Raw genomic sequence first — 20674 nt, 5'->3', positions numbered from 1 at the left:
TTGTCTAAAAATAGACTTTTTTTCCAAAAAAAAGTAGCTTGAATCTTATTTTTTTAGTCATTATTTTTTTCTAGCTGTACTGTTTCAGACCAAAAAAAGAAATTCTCTATTGGTTACTAAAGAGAATTTCTTTTTTTAGTGATTATTTTTTTACAAAACTTTATCTAAAAAACTAATGGTTCTTTGATTTGTTGGATGGTCAAATATATCTGCGGGTTTACCTTCTTCAACGATATAGCCACCATCCATAAAGATGACCCGATCACCAACTTCACGAGCAAATCCCATTTCGTGTGTGACGATCATCATGGTCATCCCACGTTTGGCTAATTCTTTCATAACGCCTAGTACTTCTCCGACCATTTCTGGATCGAGTGCAGAGGTTGGTTCATCGAATAACATAATATCTGGATCCATTGCAAGAGCTCTAGCAATCGCAACCCGCTGTTTTTGTCCTCCAGAAAGTTGACTTGGGTATTCATCTGCTTTTTCTTTTAGGCCCACTTGTTCTAATAGACGAACCGCATTACTTTTCGCAGCTTCTTTATCCATTTTTTTCAGTTCTACAGGAGCAAGGGTAATATTTTCTAAAACAGATAGATGTGGAAAAAGGTTAAAATGTTGAAACACCATTCCGATATTTTCGCGTACTTTGTTAATATCTACTTTTTTATCTGTAATGTTAAAATCATCGACAATGACTTCTCCGGCTGTAATTTCTTCTAAGTTGTTCATGCAGCGAAGGAAGGTGCTTTTTCCGGAGCCAGATGGTCCAATTACGCAGACCACTTCGCCTTCTTTCACTTCGATATCAATACCTTTTAGCACTTCATTCGCGCCAAAGCTTTTTTTAAGTCCAGTTACTTTGAGTTTAGTCATTTCGTAATCTCCTTTCTAAACGATCAGACACTTTGGTTAAAATAGTAATGACGATTAAGTACATGATTCCGATAATGAGCCATGTCCAGGTACTTTCGAACGTACGCGCCATAATAATTTTTCCAGATTGTGTTAATTCGACTAGTCCGATTGCCGACATAATCGAGGTATCTTTTAGCGTGATAACGAACTGATTGATAAAGGACGGAATCATCATCCGAATGGCTTGCGGCAATACAACTTTTAGCATTGCTTTTTTATGTGGTAAACCAAGACTTCGCGCTGCTTCCATTTGTCCTTTGTCGACGGATTGAATTCCGCCACGAACGATTTCGACCATATAGGCACCTGCATTCAAGCTTAGGGCAATGACACCGGCTAGGAATACTGGCATCCTGAAATCAAGCGCTGCTGGAATCCCAAAGTAGAAGAAAAATGCTTGAACGATTAAAGGTGTTCCACGGAAAATGTCGACATAAACAGTAGCGATTCCTCGTAAAATTTTACTGTTACTTACTTTCATAAAGCCAAATGTAATACCAATTATGAAAGCAATAATTAGGGAAACAACAGCTAGTCTGATTGTTAGCCACATCCCGGCTAAAAGCGCAGGCCAAGAAGATTTAATAATTCCCATGAAACCTTTTTCTGTTGTGTTTTCTTTTACTGCATCTTTTCCTAAATAATTTTCAAGAATTTCGTCATACTCGCCGCTTGCTTTAATGTTCACTAGACCGGCGTTGAATTTTTCTAAGAGTTCTTTGTTTTTGCCTTTATTAACTGCAAAACCATAAGAATTCCCCTTTTCTTTTTCCGTTACGATTTTTAACCCATTTCCTGTTTGAACACCATAAGCGAGTACAGGATAATCATCGAAACATGCGACAGAATTTCTTGTTTTAACGTCATCATACATTTGGGCTGAATCGTCAAATACAACAATATCAAAACCGTATTTATCTTTTATTTTTTCTGCAAAGGCGTAACCTTCTGTCCCAGTTTTAACAGCTACTTTTTTCCCTTTTAGGTCATCGTAATTCTTAATTTCGTCGTTATCTTTCAGGATTCCCATAACAACGCCGGAATCAAAGTACGGATCAGAGAAATCAAATTTTTGTTTTCGCTCGTCTGTAATACTCATTCCAGCGATAACACCATCTACTTGGTTAGCTTCAAGTGCTTGAACTGCTGCATTAAATCCCATTGCTTTAATTTCGTATTTAAAATTTTGATCTTTGGCAATGGCTTTCAGGATATCCATATCAATCCCTACGTGTTTCCCATCTTTTTCAAATTCAAAAGGGGCAAAAGTGGTATCAGTCCCAATTAAGTAAGTTTCTTCTGCGGCTTTGGCATGCAACCCGTTTCCTGTGAAAATAAACATGGCAACACAAGCGATTGCCATTGTGAGTATGAAGCGTGAAAATTTCTTCATATTTTGTCCTCCCTCTATATATGTTTAGCTATAATTAATTATTTTATGTAGCATTAAATTTTTTCCGTCCTCGTAAGATTTTACCATAAGGGTACATTATTGACCATAGTTATTTGCGATAAGATTTTCAACACAACATAAGAAAGAAGCTAATCAGTGAAAGCTAGCTTCTAACTATTGTTTAATTGGTTTTCGAAATCGTATTCTTTCATTTTGGCATAAGCGATATAGGTGCTCTTGGCATTTTCGACCGCTAAATTTATTTGTTGCTTTTTCCCGCCTTTTTGTGGGAAGGATGTTACTTTTTGAAGTGAGGCTGACAAAGACATTTTATCTATTTTTTCTGCAATCAGCAACTCTTTTGGTTGGATATTGTTTGGATCCTGATAAAATTGATTGATAAAGTCTGCCAAATCTTCTTGAAGCGACTTTTGGATTTCAAAAACGTGCCATTTGTTTCCATTGATTGCACCATTTCGAACGAAAAAGACAAAAACACTTAAATGATTATCTTGTTCGTAACAACCGATGAGATCACGGTTTTTTAACCCTGAGAAAATAATATGTTGCTTTTCGATTGTTTCGTTAATGGCGTGGATAGTATCTCGAAGTTCTGCGGCTCTTTCGAATTGAAGTTTTTCAGTTGCAGTTTGCATGTCTTGTGTTAGTTTGGTTTTGACCGATTTGACATCGCCTTCTAAAAACCGACTGATTTTTTGAATTTGTGCTTGATACACAGCTGGGGTGATTTCGGCTTGGCATGGGCCTAAGCAAAGACCTAGATGATAGTACAAACATGGCCGACCTGGTTTCCCGTCGCATCTACACAATGGATATAACTTTTCGATTAACATCGCGGTTTGTCTTGCAGAATATCGACCTGGATAAGGGCCAAAATAGTGTGCACCATCCGCTTTTGTTTCAACAACTACTTCAATGTGCGGATTTTTTTCATTGGTGATTTTGATATAGGGATAACTTGGCCCTTCCTTTAATTGTCTATTAAAAGGCGGTTGGTATTTTTGAATTAAAATCATTTCGAGTAGCAATGCTTCTTTTTCTGAACTTGTAATAATGAGTTCCAAATCGTGAATTTTCCGGACGAGTCGCGCTGTTTTGCCAATTTGTTTGCCAGTAAAATAAGACTTTACTCGGTTTTTTAAGCATTTTGATTTACCGATGTAGAGAATTTCTTGATTTTCATCTTTATATATATAACATCCTGGCGCTTCAGGCAGTAATGTTAATTTTTGTTGTAATTGAGTGTTCAAAGGAATAACCTCCTTCTAGAACACTTATTCTAGCGCTAACCGTCCTATTTGTAAAGATTAAAAAAGAACTAGTTGAAAACTTCCAACTAGTTCTTTCGCTTATTTAATCATGCCAAACATCTTTGGCAATTTTAACGATGTAACGTAATTTTTCCCATTGCTCTTCTTCGGTTAAAATATTTCCTTCTTCCGTAGAAGCAAAGCCGCATTGTGGGCTAAGTCGTAATTGTTTAAGTGGAACAATTTCACTTGCTTCCTTAATGCGTGCCTTGATTAATTCCGCGTCTTCTAATTCGCCAGTTTTGGATGTAATCAAGCCAAGGACAATTTTAAGATCCGGTCGATTAACATATTTTAAAGGGGCAAAATCACCGGAACGCTCGTTATCATATTCTAAAAAGAAACCATCAATATTTAGGTTACTAAATAAAGTTTCCGCTACTGGACCATAGCCGCCAGATGCAATCCAAGTAGAACGGAAATTCCCCCGACAAATATGCATCGTAATAACCATATCTGCTGGTTTATTTTGCACTGCGTCATTAATTAATTTTTTGTATGTTTCTTGTAGTGCATCTGGATCAAAGCCACGTTCCCGAACTACTTCTCGCTGTTCATCCGAGCATAAATAACTCCAAGAAGTATCATCTAATTGTAAGTAGCGACAACCGGCATCATAAAAGGCCTGAATTGCTTTTTGATATGCTTTTGCTAAATCACTAGCAAATTTTTCCGGATTATCCAGATATGGCTGATATTCAATATCCCCGCGATAATGAAGCATCGCCGGGCTTGGAATTGTTTGCTTTGCCACATGATTCGCACCAACAACTTCTTTCAAAAACTGAAAATCAGCAATAAAAGGGTGTGTCGTAAAATCGATGGCACCCGTAATTTTCACCGAATGCGATTTTGTTTGCACTTGGCTAAACTGAATTCCTCCTGCTGCATCGTATCCTTCTACCCCGTCCAAATTTTCCAGGAAATCAAAATGCCACCATGCCCGGCGGAATTCTCCATCTGTAATTGCTTTTAACCCGACTTCTTTTTGTTTCTTAACAATATAGTTGATTTCTGTATTTTCGATTTTGCGTAGTTCTTCGGCTGAAATTTCACCTGCTGCGAATTTACTCCGCGCATCTTTAATCGCCTTTGTCCGTAAAATACTTCCTACATGATCTGCATAAAATGGTGCTACTTGATTCATTTTCTTCGCCTCAATTCTAGTTATTTTTATGTACAAAAAAACTTCCCCTTAAAAGACAGCTTTTGAGGGAAAGAGAAATTTACCTGATTCGCATGCCTTATCTGTCAGTATTACCTGCTGGATTTGGCACCGTGAAAACTCCGGTTGCCAAGGCTTCATTGGGCCAGAACCCTCCACCTTTCTTGATAAGTTGCTATGTAATTGATTATTATTATATCGTTTCGTCTAATGGATTGTCAATTTTTTTCTGAATATTTATGCTTCTGCGATAACTTCGATTTCAATTTCAGCATCGAGTGGTAATTTCGCGACTTGGAAAGCACTTCTAGCTGGGAAATCACTGGAAAAGAATGTCGCATATACTTCATTAACTGCTGTAAATTGGTTTAAATCTTTGAATAAAACCGTTGCTTTGATAATTTTATTTAGTCCAGATCCAGCTTCTTCTAACACAGCGGAAAGATTTCGAAAGGCTTGCTTTGCTTGTTTAACTGCTCCCTCAGCTAATTCTCCTGTTTCCGGGTTAATTCCAAGCTGCCCAGATGTAAAAATAAAATTATTTACTTTTATCGCTTGTGAATAAGGGCCAAGTGCTTTTGGCGCATTATTTGTTTGAATAACTTCCTTTGCCATTTTATCCCTGCTTTCTTTTGTGGTATGCTTTTATTCTAATCAATAAAGTTTGTTTTCGCAATTTAAAGGGGGAATTACTCATGGTTTTAACGATTTATTTAATCGCGATGACATTTATTTCATTTCTAATGTTCGCTATTGATAAACGAAAAGCAATCAAACATGCCTACCGTATCCCAGAATCTGCCCTTCTTCTTACAGCGTTTCTCGGCGGAGCATTCGGCAGTTGGATGTCGATGCAACTTTTTCATCATAAAACACAAAAAACAAAGTTCCGGATTCTTGTTCCGCTAGCGATGGTTTGGACAGTTGGGATTGTTATTTGGTTGGTGTATTAAAATCCAGATAATGCTCCATCACCTTGAGTACGCCCGCTTCATTATTGGAAGGAGCGACATTCTTAGCTATGGCAAGGACCTCTTCACTACTGTTCTTCATTGCATAACTATATGCGGTGAAAGCTGAAGCATCTCCAAGTCATTATTCGCATCTCCAAAAGCTAGTAGTTGTGCCGGACTGATACTCCATTGTGTTAAAAGCTGCCTAATTGCACTCCCTTTTGTCACGCCTGGAATAATAATATCAATGCTACCGTGTCCACTTGCTACTGCGCGAATATCACCTTGAAAGGTCTGATTCAGTTGTTCGACAATTTGCGTCGTTTGGTCAATTGCTACATCTAACGCAAATTTAATAAAAGTGTCCTCTGGTAGCGTTACAAAAGATTCCACTTCTTTTAATTCAACATAATATTTTTTGGCAAATTCTTTAAAAGTGGGATTAGCTGCTTTAAGTAAATAGGCACTCTTCACCCCGCAAAGAATCACTTGTAAATCTTGGTATTCTTGGGTCAATGTATAGAGAATTTTTTCAACTAAATATTTTGGAAATTGATTGACAGTTATTAACGCTTCATTATGAAAAATCACAGCTCCATTTTCGGCAACATAATAAATCTCTCTATCTTTACCTGGAAAGAAAGATTTAAGTTGATAGTATTGATTGCCACTTGCCACGATAAACTTCATTTCTTTTTGTAACAAATTCGCATAGATTTTTTCAAAACGTTCACGGTCATATTCGCCGTGCTCATCTAAAAAAGTGCCATCCATATCTACTGAAATAGCTTGAATCATTGTTTTCTCTCTCCTTTATCGGATTGTCTTTAACGACATTATAGCATACTACAAAAAGCAGAAATCCCCTTGATTACGACTGGGAATTCCTGCTTTTCTTATGCTTCTTTAAAAAATTTGTTTTGAATCACTTTGATAATCTCCATCATAATTACCGCGCCGAGTGCAAGTCCAGCTGCAATCGACCATTCATGTAGCCCGAATGATGCCGGGATAGAGAAGATTTCGCGTGCTCCTGGTAAAACGGTTACTCCATATAATACGAAACAAAGTAATACTGCACCGATAACATATTTGTTACTGAAAAATCCTGCGCCAAATGCGGTTTGGACATTGGAACGAGCAGCAAATGTTTGCAGCGTACGAGCTAAGATAAGTGTCGTAAAGGCCATTGCCACGCTCATCTCTGGTGAAATTTGCATACCGATGTACTGCGAAATAATAACAGCGACACCAATTAACACTCCGCGACTAATGACCGCGCGCATCGTTCCGCCAGCAAAGATACCTTCATTAATATCTCTCGGTTTGCGTTTCATCACATCAGGTTCCGCTTTCTCCATACCAAGGGCAATCGCTGGCAAGGAATCATTGACTAAATTAATAAATAGTAATTGTAATGCTGTAAATGGATTAATCCAATCTAGTACGAGCGCAAATAAAATCGCAATAATTGCTCCAAGGTTGCCTGCAAAAAGATACGCAATCGATTTTTTAATGTTGTCGAAAACCGTACGACCAACCCCAACTGCATCCACAATCGATACAAAATTGTCATCCGTTAGAATCATTGCAGCCGAGTCTTTAGCAACGTCCGTTCCGCTCCCCATCGCCACGCCAATATCGGCTTGTTTCAGAGCGGGAGCATCGTTCACACCATCTCCGGTCATTGCAGTAATTTTTCCTTTTTTCTGCCAAGCTTTGACGATACGAATTTTATTTTCTGGAGAAACACGAGCGTATACAGCGATATGTTCTAGTTTTTTATCAAGTTCTTCTTCAGGCATCGCGTCTAGCTCTTGACCAGTTAAAGCAATATCATCGGCATCCATTAAGCCAATATCGCGACCAATTGCTTGTGCCGTTGTTTTGTGATCTCCGGTAATCATGACAGTGCGAATTCCTGCTTTTTTAGATTCCTCAATCGAAGCATAAACCGCTTCACGTGGTGGATCAATCATTGCCGTTAAGCCAACAAGGACAATATCTTGCTCATCTTGTAAGCTTAACTCTGTTGAATCAGCTGCCATCCGTTTGTAACCATAAGCAAGAACTCGGAGCGCTTGATTCGAAAATTCTTCATTTACTTCTTTTAGTTTCGTTAAAATTTCATCGGTCATTGGTTTCTCTTCTCCATCAAGGAAAACATAACTACAGCGAGCAAACATCACATCAGGTCCGCCTTTTGTAAGCATGGCTTTATTTCCTCTAAATGTGTGAAGTGTTGACATCAGTTTCCGATCAGAGTCAAACGGAATTTCGCCTTCACGGATGAAATTTTCACGAATTTCATTATAATCTTGGTTATTTTTATTACTAAAAGCAATCAGTGCCACTTCAGTCGGATCACCGAGTTCTTTTCCTTCTGAATTAATATTCGAGTCATTACAAAGAACAGCAATATGAATCAGACGACGCTCTCCTTCTGACCATTTTTCAGGACTATCAGGGAAGTTTTCTTTCATTCCATCTGGTAAATAGTAGTCAACCACCGTCATTTTATTTTGTGTTAATGTTCCAGTTTTATCTGTACAAATAACACTGGTGGAGCCAAGTGTTTCCACTGCTGGGAGTTTTCTAATAATCGCATGTTGTTTCGCCATTTTGTTCGTTCCAACGGCAAGGACAATCGTCACTATAGAAGAAAGTGCTTCCGGGATAGCAGCAACCGCCACCGCTACCGCAAACATGAAGGCATTTAATATCGCTGTTGCCATATCCGCTGAATCATTACCAAGGAATACGCGTCCAGCTTCCACGGCGAAAATCAAAATACAGAGCGCTAAAATACCAAGCCCTAATTTTTTACTGAAGGATTCTAATTTTCTTTGTAAAGGAGTTTGCTTTGCTTCAGCTGTTTCTAAAAGACCAGCGATTTTACCAATTTCTGTTTCGCTAGCTGTTCCTGTTACGACAAACATACCACGACCATACACGACAAGCGAGCCACTAAATACCATGTTCACACGGTCGCCAAGCCCCACTTCCTCTGAAATCGTATCGATATATTTTTCAACAGCTTCCGATTCGCCTGTCAGCATACCTTCGTCAATTTTCAACGAGCCACTTTCAAATAAACGCCCGTCTGCTGGGACAAAATCACCTGCGTCTAGAATAACAATATCGCCAGGAACGAGTTCACGCGCGTGGATACTCTGTTTGCTGCCATCACGGATAACTTTTGCAACTGGTGCAGACATTTCTCTTAAAGCATCGAGTGAACTTTCCGCTTTTCTCGTTTGGACGACACTAATAATGGAATTGACAATCAGTACTAAAAAGATAATGAGCGATTCAACCACTTCGCCTAAGACTAACTGAACAAGTGCTGCAATGACTAGAACAATCACCATTGGATCTTTAAATGTTTCTAGAAACAGTTTCCAAAGTGGATCTTTCTTTTTATTCTTCAGTTCATTAAAACCGTATTTTTCTTGCCTTTTTGTAACCTCACTAGTTGTTAAACCTTTTTCAGTTGCTTCTAGTTGTTCCAATACTTCTGCCGCGCTTTTGCGGTATATCTCCAATCCATTCAGTCCCTTCCGAATATTATAAATTAAGTATAACAAATCTTTACATGGAAATAATATTGATAAGAATGATAATTTACATACTCTTAACAAAAAGCGCTTTCATGGACACAACTGTAATACTGACAGCCTTTTTTTCCACAAAAAAAACCAAGACGCTTTATCTTGGTTTTGCTGTTTCTTCATTTAAAAGGGTTATTTTCGGAATCTCTCTGGAAGCGATAAATGTAAGGAAGGAACCGATAAGAATGATGATAATACCAATCAAGGTATGGAAGTTAATGCTTTCACCAAGAATAATCCATGCAAATATCGGTGCTAACGCTGGTTTAATGAAAAAGACAGGTGAGGCAAGTGATACACCCACATTTTCCATTGCAAGAAAATAACTAGAGAAACCAATCCCTGTCACGCCAATACCTAAATAAAGTAATAGTGGTAAAGACGCCCATCCAATCCCACTAAAAACAGGAATATTCGCAAAAGCCGATAAGCCGTTTGTCATAAAACTATTTGCAATCACTGGAATATGAGTGAATAACATAATAACTAAAAGCTCTGCGCTACCAAAAACAAAGGAAAAACAAGTGATTAAAATACCATCATAATGATATTTCTTTGTACCGAAACGACTGAAGACACTATAAACTGCAAAGGTAATCGCGGCTAAAACTGCTAGCAATATTCCAATTGGATCTGCCATTTCAAAAGGATTAATAATAACCACAATACCAATTAGACTCACAATGATAGAAATAACCGTTAACCCAGCAAGTTTTTCTTTCAAAAAAAGCGCAGCAAATGTAATCACAAAAACTGGATTACAACTAAAGATAATCGCAACCGTGGATGCCTTTGTATATCCGATTGCTAATTGGAATAAAATCATACTAATAACGACGCAGAAAAAACCTGACCAACAAAAAAAGCGAATATCTTTCGCTGTAAGTTTTTTAGCCGCATTTTTTAACTTTTTTACGGCTAATGGTAATAAAAATAGCCCACCGAGCGCAAATCGTAAAAATGTAATTTGAATGGGGTTAAATGTTCCGTTCGTTAGTTTAACGGCAATCTCCATCGAACTAAATAGAATCGTTGCGATTGCAATATACAAGTAGCCTTTTTTCACTGGCTGACACCTTCATTTCTTTTTTGCACCTTTTATTATATAATGAGCATTAATAACAAACAAATCATTCATTCGATTATTTCGATGCATTTTATACATGGAAAGAGGGATAAAAAGTGGATTTTAATCAATTGCATTACTTTATTGTTACTGCTGAAACTGGTCACTTGACGCAAGCTAGTGAGAAACTCGCATTATCTCAATCTGCGCTTAGTCGCTCGATTGCAAATTTAGAGGCAGAACTTGGCTTACCTTTATTTGACCGAAAAAATCGAAGTATCCAGTTAAATAAAGTCGGCAAGGTCTTTTTGGCTGATGCAAAAGAATTGCAATTTAAGTGGCTGGCTGCACAAGAAAAAATCCAAACCTTAGCAAATCCAAACTTTGGTGAAGTCTCAGTGTCCTTTGTTCCTACATTAGGATTGTCATTTATGCCAGAGCTATTAAAAAACTTTCAATCAAACTATCCAACAAATGTTTTACGACTGAAGGAAGTCCCAGCCAAACAAGTATTGAAGGATGTCTTAACCAACAAGAGTGATATTGGAATTTGTACTGTAAGAGATAGACAAGAAGGACTTGAATACATCCCACTTTTCACAGAAAAATTTGTTCTGATTGTATCAAAGAAAAATAAGCTAGCTCAGAAGAAAAACTTAACTTTACAGGATATCACTGATGAGGAATTTATTCATTTCGCAGAGCATACTTATTCTCGAGAAGTCGTGGAAAATGCGCTTAAGCAAGCCAATGTCGCTTTAAAAGTTCGATATGACGGCTTAGAAATTGGTAGTATTCTCGGACTAGTAGAAGCAAATATGGGTATTTCCATTGTTCCTAAAACGGCTATTCTAGATTTTAAACGGTTACAAATTTTCACAGTCCCCACTTCTGGAATGGAGCGAACCATTTACCTTACTCATGCAGCTAATGGATACATTTCCAGCGCCGCAAAACGATTTATCCACTTTGTTCAAGAACATACGAATAGTTGAAAAGGACACAAAAAATAGCTATACTACTACTAGATACGTCTAATTAGGAGGTCATGACATGAATAAGGACGAAGAAGTCATGGTAGAAATACGAGAATTATTTAATAAACTTGCTTGGATTAATAAGGTGAAAATGGAAGAATCTCTTAAAGGATATAAACCATCCGAGGTGCACTGCATTGAATATATCGCTAAAAATGAAGATCCTAATGTAACCAAGCTCGCTGAAGCCTTCTATATGACCAAAAGTGCTATTAGTAAATTAACCAAAAAATTGATGGAAAAAGGATTTATTGAAAGCTATCAAAAACCAGACAATAAAAAAGAAATCTATTTTCGCTTAACATCCAAGGGATCTGCCATCAATCAAGTCCATGATGAATTACATCAATCCTTTCGTAATCGAGACAAAGTCGTTTTTGAACACGTTACCGATGACCAATATGCTGCGGTTCTAAAGTTTGTAGACGAATATAGTAAACACTTAGACAACGAGATTAAAAAAATTGGTTTAGATATCAAAGCAGAATAAAATACGAACAGTCAACTTTCCAAGTTTGGCTGTTTTTTTATTCTTTTTTGTTGACAAGGAAACAAAAAGGCGTTAAACTATCATTATGTTTCTTAGGACACAAAATAATGCATCGATTGGAGAATCAAATGTTTTCATCTAAATCACACGATACAAACAACTTAGTCAATAAAAAGACTTTATTATTTGGACTTATATCCATCTTTCTTTGCGGGATGGGTTTTAGCATTATCATGCCTGTTGTCCCATTTTTAGTTGCTCCTTATGTAAATAATGCAAGTGATCAGGCACTGATGGTCACGCTTTTGACCTCGGTTTATGCTTTTTGTGTTTTTTTCGCCGCGCCTGGTCTCGGTGCTTTAAGCGATCGTTTTGGTCGCCGTCCCGTTTTACTTATTTGCCTATTTGGTTCAGCGATTGGCTACTTCTTTTTCGGCCTTGGTGGTGCGCTTTGGGTACTATTTGCTGGTCGTATTATTGAAGGTATTACTGGCGGAAGTGTTAGTACCCTGTTTGCTTTCATTGCTGATATTACTCCCCAAGAACAGCGTACAAAATACTTCGGTTGGGTTAGTGCTGTGGCTGGAACGGGTGCCGCTATTGGGCCTGCACTTGGCGGCCTGCTCGCACACTTCGGTTATGCTACTCCGCTTTTTTTCGGAGCAGTCATCACCTTAATCAATTTCGCATTCGGTTATTTCTACATGCCAGAAAGTCTCGCTAAACAAAATCGTTTGAAGAACATCCCTTTTGTAAGACTTAATCCATTTTCACAACTATTCCATATTCTTTCCATTCAAAATTTAGGTCGCTTACTCGTATCCGCTTTCTTAATTTGGATTCCAAATGGCTCACTTCAGGCCATTATTTCTCAATTTACGATAGATAGTTTTAGTTGGAAACCAGCACTAATTGGCCTGATGTTCTCGATTATGGGAATTCAAGATATTCTCTCGCAAGCCTTTGTTATGCCTAAACTACTACTTAAATTACGTGATAAACAGATTGCCATTTGGGGGATGGTCGCAGAGATTGTTGGTTATAGTCTAATTGCCGTTTCTGCGATATTTAGTCACGCTTCCTTGTTGATAATTGGCATGTTTGTTTTCGGCTTTGGTGATTCTATTTTTGGGCCTGCATTCAACGGTATGGTTTCCAAATCAGCCGATGCCAGTGAACAAGGTCGTATCCAAGGTGGTAGCCAAGCCATTCAATCACTTGCCCGAATTATCGGTCCGCTAATTGGTGGTCAAATTTATATAACATTTGGTCATGCTGCCCCTGCTTTTATGGGAGTCATCTTGATAACCATAGCTATTTTTATCCTTTATAAAAAAGCTTCTGTAGTGAAATAACAAAGAATTCCTTACGCATTAATTTTTCCATATAAAAAAGCATCTCTATAAATTCATTCTCCATGAATTCAAGTAAGAGATGCTTTTTTGTCAGAATTTTTATGGACCTGCAAGTAAATCAAGCCTAATTATTTGTTAGCTAAACGACGATTTTAACTTGTTTTTCGAATAGTCCTCTCTTGTTTTAACGCGACAGGAATCATCATTAATCCTGCAATAATCAAAGCTGTAAACATAATTGTGAAAGTAGCTCCCCAACCGTGCAAAGTATAACCAAATATATTCATACCAGATTTAGTTGGGTCTGCTATATAACCAAGGAATACTTTTGCAAAGGAATCTCCAAATAGATAAGCAAATGTTCCTGTTAAACCATTTGTCACAGCTAAAGCGCTCTTAGGAACAAATTCTATCACAGAAACTCCAATTAAAAGTTGAGGACCGAATACTAAGAAACCTAGAATGAATAATACTGTAAACATGCCATAGACGCTTGTTACTTGCGAATAGGCAATTAACATAAAGAATTCAATAGCTACCGCAATGATAGAGCAAAGCATTCGACGACCTTTCATTATATCTGAAAGCCAGCCCCATGATAAAGAACCTAATAATGCACCTATTTCAAAAAAAGAAATGGTAAGAATTGCGTCTTTCGTATCCCATCCTAAAGCTTGAATACAATACACTGGAGCCCAATTATCAATCCCTATTCTAACAATGTAAATGAATATATTGATTACACATAAAGTCCACACCCACGGATTATTAATAACAAATTGGCGTAAAATTTGAAATCTAGTTAAATCTTTCGTTTCTGATTCTCCATGCTCTTCTGGTTCTTCAAATATTTCGGGGGCAGAATTCCAACCTAGTTCTTCTGGTTCATCATGCCCTATAGAAAAGCAAATGATAGCAATAATAAGCGCAATAATAGCTGGAACAATAAACATTCCTCCTACTCCGCCATTAAAAAAAGTGGTCGCGCCCCAAAAAGCAACAATTCCAGCCAAAGCCCCACCTATATTGTGCGAGGCATTCCAAAAACCTAGCCATTTTCCTCTTTTCAGTTTTGGTGTCCAACGTGTAATTGTTGAATAGGAGGCTGGTCCACCTGGTGATTGTACAAATCCATTTGCTCCCCAAAGAATAAATAAAATCCCTGTTGTAGCCTGTTTTGTAATTAATAAAATCCCAATAATAATCGAAATAATAGCGGAAACACCTAGTAGAAAACTCATTATTTTTTTTGCATTTCTACCGTCAATACCATAACCTAATATGGTTTTTCCAATTCCATACGCAACGGAAAAAGCTAAACCAATCATCCCTAATTCGGTTGTGCTGAAATTATTCTGTTCAATTAATAATGTCTGGGCAGCTTTAAAGTTATTTCTTAGAAGATATACAGTTAAATAGCAAACAAATACAGCCATAAATGCAACAATAAAGTGCCTGAACCACTGCTGCCTTTGTATTTCTAATGGGATATGATAGTTCTTTCTTTTTAAACTGAATAATGACATTACTATTTTCCTTTCATGTTTAATCTTCATTCCAAGCTAAGTTTAGAATGTTGTGATGGGTATTACCATCTATGTCATGAGTACCTCCACTCGAGTGTTTATTAGTAATTCCAAATTAATTAGATTTCCTAAATCATGGCCAATGATTTTTTTAGAAAAGCATCCTAATATTAATTTTTTGCTTCTAGGTGCCCTCCCCGTGCAAACGGTTTCACGGAAAGTTCACGTGATACTTTCCTTCTACCACTTGCTGCTAAGTTTTAAATAGCTAGTTCTCTCTTCTATGCTGTTAAACAATATGTTTAAAATATAAACTAAATTAATTCTGCTCGTCATTAACACTTGTTAAACTCTAAGTGAAAATACAAAGAAAAACAGAAATTATCTTTACTATTCTCTAGATAATTCCTGTTTTCCAACAATATGAAAGCTCCTAAATAGGAAAGCAATTTTTTATTAAATCGTGTTAAATTGGGCATCATATAATCTCTTATATGCGCCTGTCTCCCTAGCTAGAAGTTCGTCATGGGTGCCGGTTTCTGCAATTCCAGTTTCATTAACAACAATAATTCGGTCAGCATGTTTAATTGTCGCTAAACGATGTGCAATGATCATGGTTGTTCTTCCCTCTGCTAGCTCTTCTAAAGATGCTTGAATAACTTGTTCTGTCTCCGTATCCAAAGCAGAAGTTGCCTCATCTAAAATTAAAATAGGTGGATTTTTCAAAAACATTCTCGCAATTGCTAGTCGTTGTTTTTGTCCGCCAGAAAGTTTTACTCCGCGTTCTCCAATAATCGTATCGAGTCCATCTGGCATCTCATCTACGACCTTAGAAAGATGTGCGAGTTTAACGACATGATTAATTTCTTCATCGGTTGCATCTAGTTTCCCATATGAGATGTTTTCACGAACGGTTCCTGAAAACAAGAAAACATCTTGTTGGACAACGCCGATTTGCGCACGTAATGATGGCAAAGTGACATCTTTAATATTTTCCCCATCAATGGTAATTCCCCCATCCGACACATCATAAAAACGCGGTAATAAATTGCAAATAGTCGTTTTCCCTGCTCCACTTGGCCCAACAAAAGCAACTGTTTCGCCCGCTTTGATAGAGAGATTAATATGCTTTAATACATTTTTTCCATCGCTATATTGAAAGGATACTTGGTTATACTCAATGTCCCCGCGGAAGTCTTTTGCAGGTACAGCATCTTTTTTATCTTGAATTGTAGGCTCTGTGTCCATTACTTCAAGAAAACGTTTAAATCCAGCGAATCCCTTTGGATAACTTTCGATTACATTATTAATTTTCTCAATTGGTCGGATAAAGACATTCGTTAATAAAATGAAACCAACAAATTCTCCATACGAAATTTCGCCATTAATCGTAAAATAAGCCCCAAACAAAAGCGCGAATAAGCTAATCAGTCGCATCAGAAAATAGTTAAACGAAAAACTAAGTCCCATCACTTTATAAAACATTAATTTTGACTTGCGATAAGCTTGATTAAGTAATGCAAAACGTCCATTTTCATGTGGTTCATTAGCAAAAGCTTGCACTACTCGTACGCCGCTAATCGCATTTTCTACCCCAGCATTGAAATTTCCTAAATCTTTAAAAATTTTCGTCGTTACTTTTGTCATTCGCTTGTTGAAGTAGACAATTAGTACCGTTAAAATCGGTACTAAAATGAAGGTCGATATCGCTAATTTCACATTAATATTCAACATTAAGAAAAAAGCACCGAATAATGACATAATAGAAATGAAAATATCTTCTGGTCCGTGATGCGCCACTTCTCCAATCTCAAATAAATCCGTCGTCATCCGTGACATTAATTTGCCTGTTTTTTGATTGTCGTAAAAGCCAAAAGGTTGTTTTTGCAAATGGCTGAATAAATCACGGCGCATATCTGTTTCAATGTTAAGTCCAAGCATATGTCCAAAATAAGTAACAACATACTGCATAAAAGTATTCAATATGTAAAAGAATAATAATGCTACAGCGGCCGTCATAATAAGCCCAAAGTCTTTCCCTGGAAGTAGTGTATCAATCACATGATTTACCGCAACAGGAAATGCAAGCTCTAAAAGGGCCGCAATAACGGCGCATCCAAAATCTATGATAAATAGTGTTCGATATGGTTTATAATAACTAAAAAATCTTTTTAGAATAAGTAGCCCCTCCCTTTAAAATAGTCACGCTTCTCATTATAGTGTAAAATAACTAAAAAAGCGATATCGTTTTGAAAGGAGGCAACAAATGAAACGGTTAGAAAAAATTTCTTCCATTGTTCCGATTTTACTTCGGGTGACTTTAAATTTAGCGCTAATTATGGTCGGTTTTACCCTCACTGCTTTTTTAATTAGAGAGGCATTTACGATATTTAATAATATTTTCTTTTTGGACACGGATGTTTCTTATTATTATATGACACAAGATATTTTAACGTTCTTCCTTTATTTTGAGTTCATTGCGTTGATTGTTAAATATTTTGAATCGCATTTCCATTTCCCATTAAGATATTTTATTTATATTGGGATTACGGCAATTATACGGTTTATTATTGTCGATCATTCGAGTGCGACTTCTACGCTTATTTTGTCTGGAGCTATTTTGTTACTAGTTGCAGCACTCTTTTTAGCGAATACGAAGCTGTTGAAACGTGAGTAAACTTCCAACAAGCAAAAGATAAAAAACCTATAATCTATGCAGAAAAGAGTGTTACTATGCAATTTCTACTTATTTTACTTCCAGTTTTCGGGATTTTTGCAATTGGATTTATTGGCCAAAAGGCATTAAAATTTGATATTCCAAACTTGTCTAAATTAACGCTTTACTTAATGTCCCCGTTTCTAGCATTTAATACTTTTTATACCAATCCACTTTCGATGGATTATCTTTATTTGGCGATTTACATTTTTGCGCTATGTTTAATTTTAATTTTACTAGTCAGTTTGATTAGTTTTTTACTCGGTTATAATTTGCAAGATCGTTGTGCACTAATCCTAGCTAGTGCATTTATGAATAACGGTAATTACGGGACACCTGTTGTACTCCTTGTTTTTGGTGCAGTTGGGCTTGATATTGCTGTCGTTTTAATGGTCTTGCAGCAACTCGCAATGAGCACGATTGGTATTTATTTTGCCGCAAAAGGTAGTAAAGAATCAGGTGGAATGAAAACAGTCATGAAAAAAGTTGTTCGGATGCCGATTGCTTACGGGGCGTTACTCGGGTTAGCACTTCAATTGCTACATATTTCACTACCATCTGCTTTAATGACTTGCGTAAAACTCGTTGGAGATGCGGCGATTCCAACAATTATGATTGTTCTTGGTATGCAGCTGGCGGTCATTTCCTTTAGAAGAATCGAGCTTGGGAAAGTAGGTATTGCCCTAGTTTTAAAATTGCTGGTTGCCCCACTAATTGCACTTGGATTAACATTTATTCTTCCAGTTGATGAGCTGACCAAGCAAATTATGATTCTGCTTGCGGCAATGCCAACAGCAGCAAACACTACCCTAATGGCAGTTCAGTTTGATACGAAACCTGACTTAGTTTCTAGTGCTACTTTTATTAGTACGGTATTAAGTATTATCACACTACCTATTGTTTTATATTTCCTTCATCCAGTATTCTAAGACGGGCCTATGCTCGTCTTTTTGTATAGACCAATATTAAAACAAAACATTTGTATTACTTGTATTTAAGAAATATAATAGCTATACCAATTATAAAAGGGATGGTGGCTCATGGAAGAAATCGACATGAAATATTTACGTTTACTTGCAAAACAATATCCTACAATTGCAAAAACTGCTACAGAAATCATTAATCTAGAGGCGATTATGAATTTGCCAAAAGGAACGGAGCATTTTTTAAGTGATGTCCACGGGGAATATAGTGCTTTTGAGCAAGTTTTACGCAATGGTTCAGGGGTCGTGAAACGGAAGATTCGGGATATTTTTGGCACCGAATTAGATGATGCAGAAATAAACTCACTTAGCACGCTTATTTACTATCCAGAAGAAAAAATGGATTTGATTGCGGAAGAATTAGAAGATATGGCTGGTTGGTATCGCACGACGCTTTTTCGATTAATTGAATTTTGTCAATATGTTGCTTCTAAATACACCCGTTCCAAAGTACGAAAAGCAATGCCAGCAGATTTTGCTTACATATTAGAAGAGTTATTACAAGAAAACTACAATGACGATGATAAACGATTGTATTATGAAGAAATTATTCAACATATTATTTCGCTTGAGCGTGCGGAGGAATTTATTAGTGCCTTGTCTCGCCTAATTCAGCAACTCGTCGTTGATCATTTGCACATTGTTGGGGATGTTTATGATCGTGGACCGCATCCGGATAAAATTATGGATACGCTAATGAATTACCATTCCCTTGATTTCCAGTGGGGTAATCACGATATTTTGTGGATGGGGGCGGCAAGTGGTTCTAAAGTTTGTGCAGCAAATGTGATTCGAATTTCCGCTCGTTATTTAAATTTAGATATTCTAGAAGATAGCTATGGTATTTCCCTTCGTCCACTCGCTCTTTTTGCTGATGCTATTTATCAAGATGATCCATGTACTTATTTCCAGCCTAAAAATGAAGATAATCTCGAGTATAGTAATGCGGAAATCACACAAATTGCACGGATGCATAAAGCTATGGCGATTATCCAATTTAAATTAGAAGGAGAAATTATTGCACGCCATGACGAATTCCATATGAAACACCGTCTCCTTCTCGATTTTATTGATTATCAAAAAGGAACAATTCGTTTAAAAGGACAAGATTATGATTTACTTGATACACATTTTCCAACAATTGACCCGGAAAATCCGTATCAATTGTCTCCTGCTGAACAAGAGCTTATTGAAAAAATGACTGCTTCTTTTAAAAATTGTCGTCGCTTGCAAAAACATGTTCAATTTTTATATGCGAAAGGTAGTATGTTTTTAACTTATAATGGGAATTTGCTTTATCATGGTTGTATTCCCCTTCACGAAGATGGAACTTTTATGGCCATGGAGCTACGGAAGAAAAGTTATGCCGGTCGCCAACTTTTAGAACAATTTGAGATTCTTACACGAGAAGCTTATGTACGCCCCGCAGGCACAGTTGAAAAGAAATATGCCTGTGATATTGTTTGGTATTTGTGGACCGGTGCCATCTCCTCTTTATTCGGAAAGAGTGAAATGACTACTTTCGAGCGGTATTTTATTGCGGATAAATCAACTCATACGGAAGAAAAAAATCCGTATTATAAGTTGCGCAATGAGGAAGCAATTTGCCAACAAATTTTAGAGGAGTTTGGACTTGTTGCAAATAGTGGTCATATCATTAATGGGCACACTCCTGTAAAAAAAGGCAAGGGAGAAAGTCCGATTAAGGCGGATGGAAAAATGCTTGTTATTGATGGCGGATTTGCAAAAGCCTACCATAAAAAGACTAATTTAGCGGGATATACGTTGCTATTTAATAGTTATGGGCTTCAACTGGTTAGCCACCAACCTTTTACAACGAAAGAGGATGCTGTTAAAAATGAAACAGATATTCTTTCTACAAGGCAAGTAATTGAGATGGAGATTAATCGGAAGCGGGTTAAAGACACCGATATTGGTAAACAGCTCTATACACAAGCGGAAGATTTAAAAAGACTTTTAAACGCGTATCAGAATGGTTTGCTCCACGAAAATCATTGATACAACAATAAAAAATTGTCATAAAACTTTCACAAGTTGCTAATTACCGCTACAGCAACATATAAACTATATTTAACTATTTATTTACTATTTTTACTAGTGCAAGTT

General features: G+C 37.0%; 16 protein-coding genes, 1 pseudogene and 1 riboswitch. Of the genes and pseudogenes, 7 read left to right on the top strand and 10 right to left on the bottom strand.

Features of this window, described 5'->3' with window-relative positions; genetic code table 11:
* Positions 1–150 precede the first annotated feature (150 nt).
* From CKV67_RS04025 to CKV67_RS04005, 5 genes are all read right to left on the bottom strand, one after another.
* Positions 151–879, bottom strand: coding sequence for an amino acid ABC transporter ATP-binding protein (locus CKV67_RS04025; protein WP_014092278.1), 729 nt, complete (start codon positions 877–879; stop codon positions 151–153).
* On the bottom strand, positions 872–2314 hold the full coding sequence (locus CKV67_RS04020) for an amino acid ABC transporter substrate-binding protein/permease (protein ID WP_014092277.1): 1443 nt from the start codon (positions 2312–2314) through the stop codon (positions 872–874). The genes CKV67_RS04025 and CKV67_RS04020 overlap by 8 nt, the downstream gene beginning before the upstream one ends.
* 170 nt (positions 2315–2484) lie before the next feature.
* Positions 2485–3585 (bottom strand): excinuclease ABC subunit UvrC, encoded by a 1101-nt coding sequence (gene uvrC / locus CKV67_RS04015; RefSeq protein ID WP_025279815.1) that lies wholly within the window; start codon positions 3583–3585, stop codon positions 2485–2487.
* Positions 3586–3688: 103 nt separating this feature from the next.
* A complete protein-coding gene (locus CKV67_RS04010; protein ID WP_014092275.1) occupies positions 3689–4792 on the bottom strand; it encodes a 5-methyltetrahydropteroyltriglutamate--homocysteine S-methyltransferase in 1104 nt (367 codons plus the stop codon).
* 94 nt (positions 4793–4886) lie between these two features.
* Positions 4887–4984, bottom strand: a riboswitch (SAM riboswitch).
* A gap of 63 nt (positions 4985–5047) precedes the next feature.
* Positions 5048–5425 (bottom strand): RidA family protein, encoded by a 378-nt coding sequence (locus CKV67_RS04005; protein WP_014092274.1) that lies wholly within the window; start codon positions 5423–5425, stop codon positions 5048–5050.
* Positions 5426–5505: 80 nt separating this feature from the next.
* Between CKV67_RS04005 and CKV67_RS04000 the strand changes: the two genes are divergently transcribed.
* Positions 5506–5763, top strand: coding sequence for a DUF1294 domain-containing protein (locus CKV67_RS04000; RefSeq protein ID WP_014092273.1), 258 nt, complete (start codon positions 5506–5508; stop codon positions 5761–5763).
* On the opposite strand, the pseudogene CKV67_RS03995 reads toward CKV67_RS04000, so the two are convergent.
* The 3 genes and pseudogenes from CKV67_RS03995 to CKV67_RS03985 form a co-directional block, all read right to left on the bottom strand.
* Positions 5744–6561, bottom strand: a pseudogene (locus CKV67_RS03995) (Cof-type HAD-IIB family hydrolase). The gene CKV67_RS04000 and the pseudogene CKV67_RS03995 overlap by 20 nt on opposite strands.
* A gap of 98 nt (positions 6562–6659) precedes the next feature.
* The gene (locus CKV67_RS03990; protein ID WP_025279814.1) at positions 6660–9308 is read right to left on the bottom strand and encodes a calcium-transporting ATPase; all 2649 of its coding nucleotides are present in this window, start codon (positions 9306–9308) and stop codon (positions 6660–6662) included.
* Between the two features lie 163 nt (positions 9309–9471).
* Complete coding sequence (locus tag CKV67_RS03985) at positions 9472–10440, bottom strand: DMT family transporter (RefSeq protein WP_014092271.1); 969 nt, start codon at positions 10438–10440, stop codon at positions 9472–9474.
* A gap of 116 nt (positions 10441–10556) precedes the next feature.
* Between CKV67_RS03985 and CKV67_RS03980 the strand changes: the two genes are divergently transcribed.
* The 3 genes from CKV67_RS03980 (at position 10557) to CKV67_RS03970 (ending at position 13322) form a co-directional block, all read left to right on the top strand.
* Entirely contained in the window at positions 10557–11435 is an 879-nt protein-coding gene (locus CKV67_RS03980) for a LysR family transcriptional regulator (RefSeq protein WP_025279813.1), read from the top strand.
* 58 nt (positions 11436–11493) lie between these two features.
* On the top strand, positions 11494–11967 hold the full coding sequence (locus CKV67_RS03975) for a MarR family transcriptional regulator (RefSeq protein ID WP_014092269.1): 474 nt from the start codon (positions 11494–11496) through the stop codon (positions 11965–11967).
* Positions 11968–12095: 128 nt separating this feature from the next.
* A complete protein-coding gene (locus CKV67_RS03970; RefSeq protein ID WP_025279812.1) occupies positions 12096–13322 on the top strand; it encodes a tetracycline resistance MFS efflux pump in 1227 nt (408 codons plus the stop codon).
* Positions 13323–13474: 152 nt separating this feature from the next.
* On the opposite strand, the gene hpt is transcribed toward CKV67_RS03970, so the two are convergent.
* Positions 13475–14848, bottom strand: a complete 1374-nt coding sequence (hpt, locus tag CKV67_RS03965) for a hexose phosphate transporter Hpt (RefSeq protein WP_014092267.1) — start codon at positions 14846–14848, stop codon at positions 13475–13477.
* Between the two features lie 456 nt (positions 14849–15304).
* Positions 15305–17026 (bottom strand): ABC transporter ATP-binding protein, encoded by a 1722-nt coding sequence (locus CKV67_RS03960; RefSeq protein ID WP_048627050.1) that lies wholly within the window; start codon positions 17024–17026, stop codon positions 15305–15307.
* Between the two features lie 88 nt (positions 17027–17114).
* Here CKV67_RS03960 and psiE point away from each other — a divergent pair, with 88 nt between their 5' ends.
* The 3 genes from psiE (at position 17115) to CKV67_RS03945 (ending at position 20566) form a co-directional block, all read left to right on the top strand.
* Positions 17115–17525 carry a phosphate-starvation-inducible protein PsiE gene (psiE, locus tag CKV67_RS03955; protein ID WP_014092265.1) on the top strand — a complete coding sequence of 137 codons (411 nt, stop codon included), beginning with the start codon at positions 17115–17117 and terminating at the stop codon, positions 17523–17525.
* Positions 17526–17581: 56 nt separating this feature from the next.
* A complete protein-coding gene (locus tag CKV67_RS03950; RefSeq protein WP_014092264.1) occupies positions 17582–18493 on the top strand; it encodes an AEC family transporter in 912 nt (303 codons plus the stop codon).
* 111 nt (positions 18494–18604) lie between these two features.
* Positions 18605–20566 carry a fructose-bisphosphatase class III gene (locus CKV67_RS03945; RefSeq protein WP_014092263.1) on the top strand — a complete coding sequence of 654 codons (1962 nt, stop codon included), beginning with the start codon at positions 18605–18607 and terminating at the stop codon, positions 20564–20566.
* Positions 20567–20674: the final 108 nt, after the last annotated feature.

Source organism: Listeria ivanovii subsp. ivanovii (assembly GCF_900187025.1).
In the GTDB taxonomy this organism is placed as follows: Bacteria; Bacillota; Bacilli; order Lactobacillales; family Listeriaceae; genus Listeria; species Listeria ivanovii.
The sequence above is the reverse complement of the archived record's forward strand: the minus strand, read 5'-3'. Positions and strand labels throughout refer to the sequence as shown.